Annotated in this window: 3 protein-coding genes; 2 read left to right on the forward strand and 1 reads right to left on the reverse strand. The window is 65.0% G+C overall.

Annotated elements, in window-relative coordinates; translation table 11 throughout:
* Both AX725_RS21105 and AX725_RS21110 read left to right on the forward strand, forming a co-directional pair.
* Positions 1–683, forward strand: a 683-nt coding sequence (locus AX725_RS21105; RefSeq protein WP_202185038.1) for a hypothetical protein, incomplete at its 5' end; no start/stop codon positions are given.
* A gap of 135 nt (positions 684–818) precedes the next feature.
* The gene (locus AX725_RS21110) at positions 819–1,760 is read left to right on the forward strand and encodes a glycine-rich domain-containing protein (protein WP_197421702.1); all 942 of its coding nucleotides are present in this window, start codon (positions 819–821) and stop codon (positions 1,758–1,760) included.
* 33 nt (positions 1,761–1,793) lie between these two features.
* Here AX725_RS21110 and AX725_RS02600 read toward each other — a convergent pair whose 3' ends face one another.
* Positions 1,794–2,732, reverse strand: a complete 939-nt coding sequence (locus tag AX725_RS02600) for an isopenicillin N synthase family dioxygenase (protein WP_066046238.1) — start codon at positions 2,730–2,732, stop codon at positions 1,794–1,796.
* Positions 2,733–2,959 lie beyond the last annotated feature (227 nt).

The raw sequence follows: 2,959 nt of genomic DNA on the forward strand, positions 1-2,959 counted from the left end.
GAGGTTTGACGGAACAACGGCATAGCCGATCCGGCCTGCATAGGATCTATTATGATCTGGTCCAGCTCGAGGCGCGCTATTATGATCTGGTCCAGCTCGAGGCGCGCTATGGCGCCGACCGCCGCTTCACCGTGCAGGAGCGCGAGGACCTGGCCGAACGCTATGGCCGGCTGACCCAGGTGATCGCCGACGGCGCCTATGGCGACGAATATGAATCGGACATCGGCATTTCGGTCGCCGACGGGCAGGGCGAATTCAACCAGCGCGTTGATGCTCAGGTTTCCGCGCGCCGGATCACGCGAGTCGAAGGCGCGCGGCTGAAGACCGATTACGCAGCGCTGGTGCGCACCGAAGCGAGCTATCTGCGCGATGGCCGCATCACCGACCAGGAGCGCGACGATCTTTACACCCGGCTCGAAGCGCTCGATGCCCGCGTTGGCGACATGGCCTCGACCGGTGGCGGCAGCACATTGCAGACCCCGCGCGCGCGCCTCGATGCGATCGCCCGCGCGTTGCCTGCGAGCGGCCTGTCCGCGAGCGCTCAGGCGCAGCTGCGTGTCGAGCATGAGGACCTGACGCGTCTGGAAGCGGCCTATGCGCGGCTGAACCCCAGCGCCGACGAGCGCGCCTATCTCGACCGCCGGCTGGGCGATCTGGAAACGCGCGCGCGCGTCCGCCGCTGATCGTCCGTTTACATCTCTCTCCACCCTGGAGGGCATCGCCTGCGCGATGCCCTCCTTTTTGTTTTACATTTGACGATTGCCGCAGCGATCCGGACTCGATAGCCTCGCCTCACCAAAACGGCGGGAGGGGCGGTGATGGTCGACGATCCGATATGGCAGGCGCTTGCCCAGATGCGTATCGAGCCTCCGGGCGCAGCGCTGAGCTTCACGCGGCGGCTGGCGCGCGAGAACGGATGGTCGCGTGCCCATGCCGAAGCGGTTTGCCATGAATATCGCCGCTTTCTCTATCTGGCCGCCACCGGCGCGGCTGAGGTAACGCCGTCGGATCAGGTCGATCAGGCCTGGCACCTGCATCTCGCCTATACCCGGCATTACTGGGAGGAGCTGTGCGCGCGGATCATCGGGCGGCCGCTGCACCATGGTCCGACGGCGGGCGGCGCGTCCGAGGGGCGCAAATACCGTGCGCTCTATGCCGAGACGCTGCGGCTTTATCGCGAGACCTTCGGCGAGGAGCCGCCGAGCAATATCTGGCCCCCATCGGACATCCGCTTCGGCACGCGCTATCAATGGGTCGACCGTACCCGGCACTATCTGCTGCCGCGCAAGGCGGTGTCGATCGCGGGCATGGCGGGCGGCGCGGCGCTGCTCGCGGCCTGCACCGCGCTTGCGGCCAGCAAGGTGAGCGAAGTAACCCGGTCCAGCGGAACCAGCCGGATATTCGATGCGATTGTCGGCCTGGTGATCCTTCTGGCGATCGCCTTCGTGCTGGCATCGCTGCTGCGCTGGTCATGGAGGCTGGCGCGACGATTGATGGTGCCCAGGGCCTCTGCCAATCGTCGCAAGCGCACCGATGACAGCACGGGTGACAGCTCGATCAGTTCGTTCGACGGCTGGTCGAGCGGCGGTGGCGCGGCCGCAGCGGGCGGCGCGGCCTTTGCGGCGGGCGGCGGCGATTTCGGCGGCGGTGGGGCCGAAGCCAGCTGGGATGGCGATTCCGGAAACGACTCGGGCGGCGACAGCGGATGCAGCAGCGACAGCGGATGCAGTGGATGCGGCGGAGGGTGCGGCGGGGACTGATGCCCCCGCCTTGCCGGAGTTGTTACGCCCCGCTCAGGCCTTGACCAGGCCGATCTCGACCAGCCGCTCGTGCAGATAATCGTCTGCGAGGATCGCGTCGGGATAGCGATTGGGCCGCTCGGCGCTGATACAGCCTTCGAGTGTGCGGATCGGGAAGTCCGATCGCAGATGCAGGAAGAAGGGCATCGAATAGCGGCTGTAGCGCGCCCGGTCGCCTGCCGGGTTGCGCACGCGGTGCGTGGTCGAGGGCAGGACATGGTTGGTCAGCCGCTGCAGCATGTCGCCGACATTGACGACCAGCGCGCCTTCGGGCGGCCGCATGTCGATCCAGCTGCCATCCTTGGCGAGAATCTCGAGCCCGCCTTCCTCGGCCCCCAGCAGCAGCGTGATGAGGTTGATATCCTCATGCGCGCCCGCGCGGATCGCGCCTTCCTCGCCGGTGCCGACGCCCATGGGCGGATAGTGGAGCAGGCGCAGGATCGAATTGCCCTCATGCACCGCCGGTTCGAACCAGTTGGCATCGAGCCCGAGATAGACCGCGATGCGCGACAGGATGATGTTGCCCACCCGGTCGAACTCGGCAAAAAGCGGCTCGAAGGTTTCGCGGAAATGCTCGGGGCGCTCGGGCCAGACGTTCTTGGGCATGGTGTGCGCGATCGGGCTCGCCGGGTCAATCTCGCGCCCGACATGCCAGAATTCCTTCAGGTCATGCGCCTTGGCATCCTTGGCGATCTCGGTGCCGAACGGCGTATAGCCGCGCTGGCCACCAGCCTCGCTATCGTAATAGCGGCGCTTCTCCTCGGTGGGCAGGGCGAAGAATTCGGCCGTCTTGTCCCAGCCCTGGCGCACCAAAGCGGGGTCGAGGCCGTGATCCTTGATCATTGCAAAGCCATAGGTGGAGAAACTGTCGCCGAGCTTCTGCGCGAGCGCGGCAGGTTCGTCGGTGAGCGAGAGAATGGGCAGTTGTATCATGATGCGGTCCGCAATAGCTGAGTCTCGAAGTTCGAGCGATGCGCTCATCTAGAGTGATTTCGAGTGAAATGGAACATTTCACGGCTCGGAAATCACGGCATAACAGAAACCTAGACCGCGCTTTTGACTCCATCAAAAGCGACCGAGGTCTAGGCGCTCAGACGGGAAAAATGGTCGTGTCCGTCAACGTGGTGTAAATTCGGTTGTGGCCAGCGGGCTGCATTTTC

The sequence above is a fragment of the Blastomonas sp. CCH9-A1 genome (genome assembly GCF_001557175.1).
Taxonomy (GTDB): domain Bacteria; phylum Pseudomonadota; class Alphaproteobacteria; order Sphingomonadales; family Sphingomonadaceae; genus Blastomonas; species Blastomonas delafieldii_A.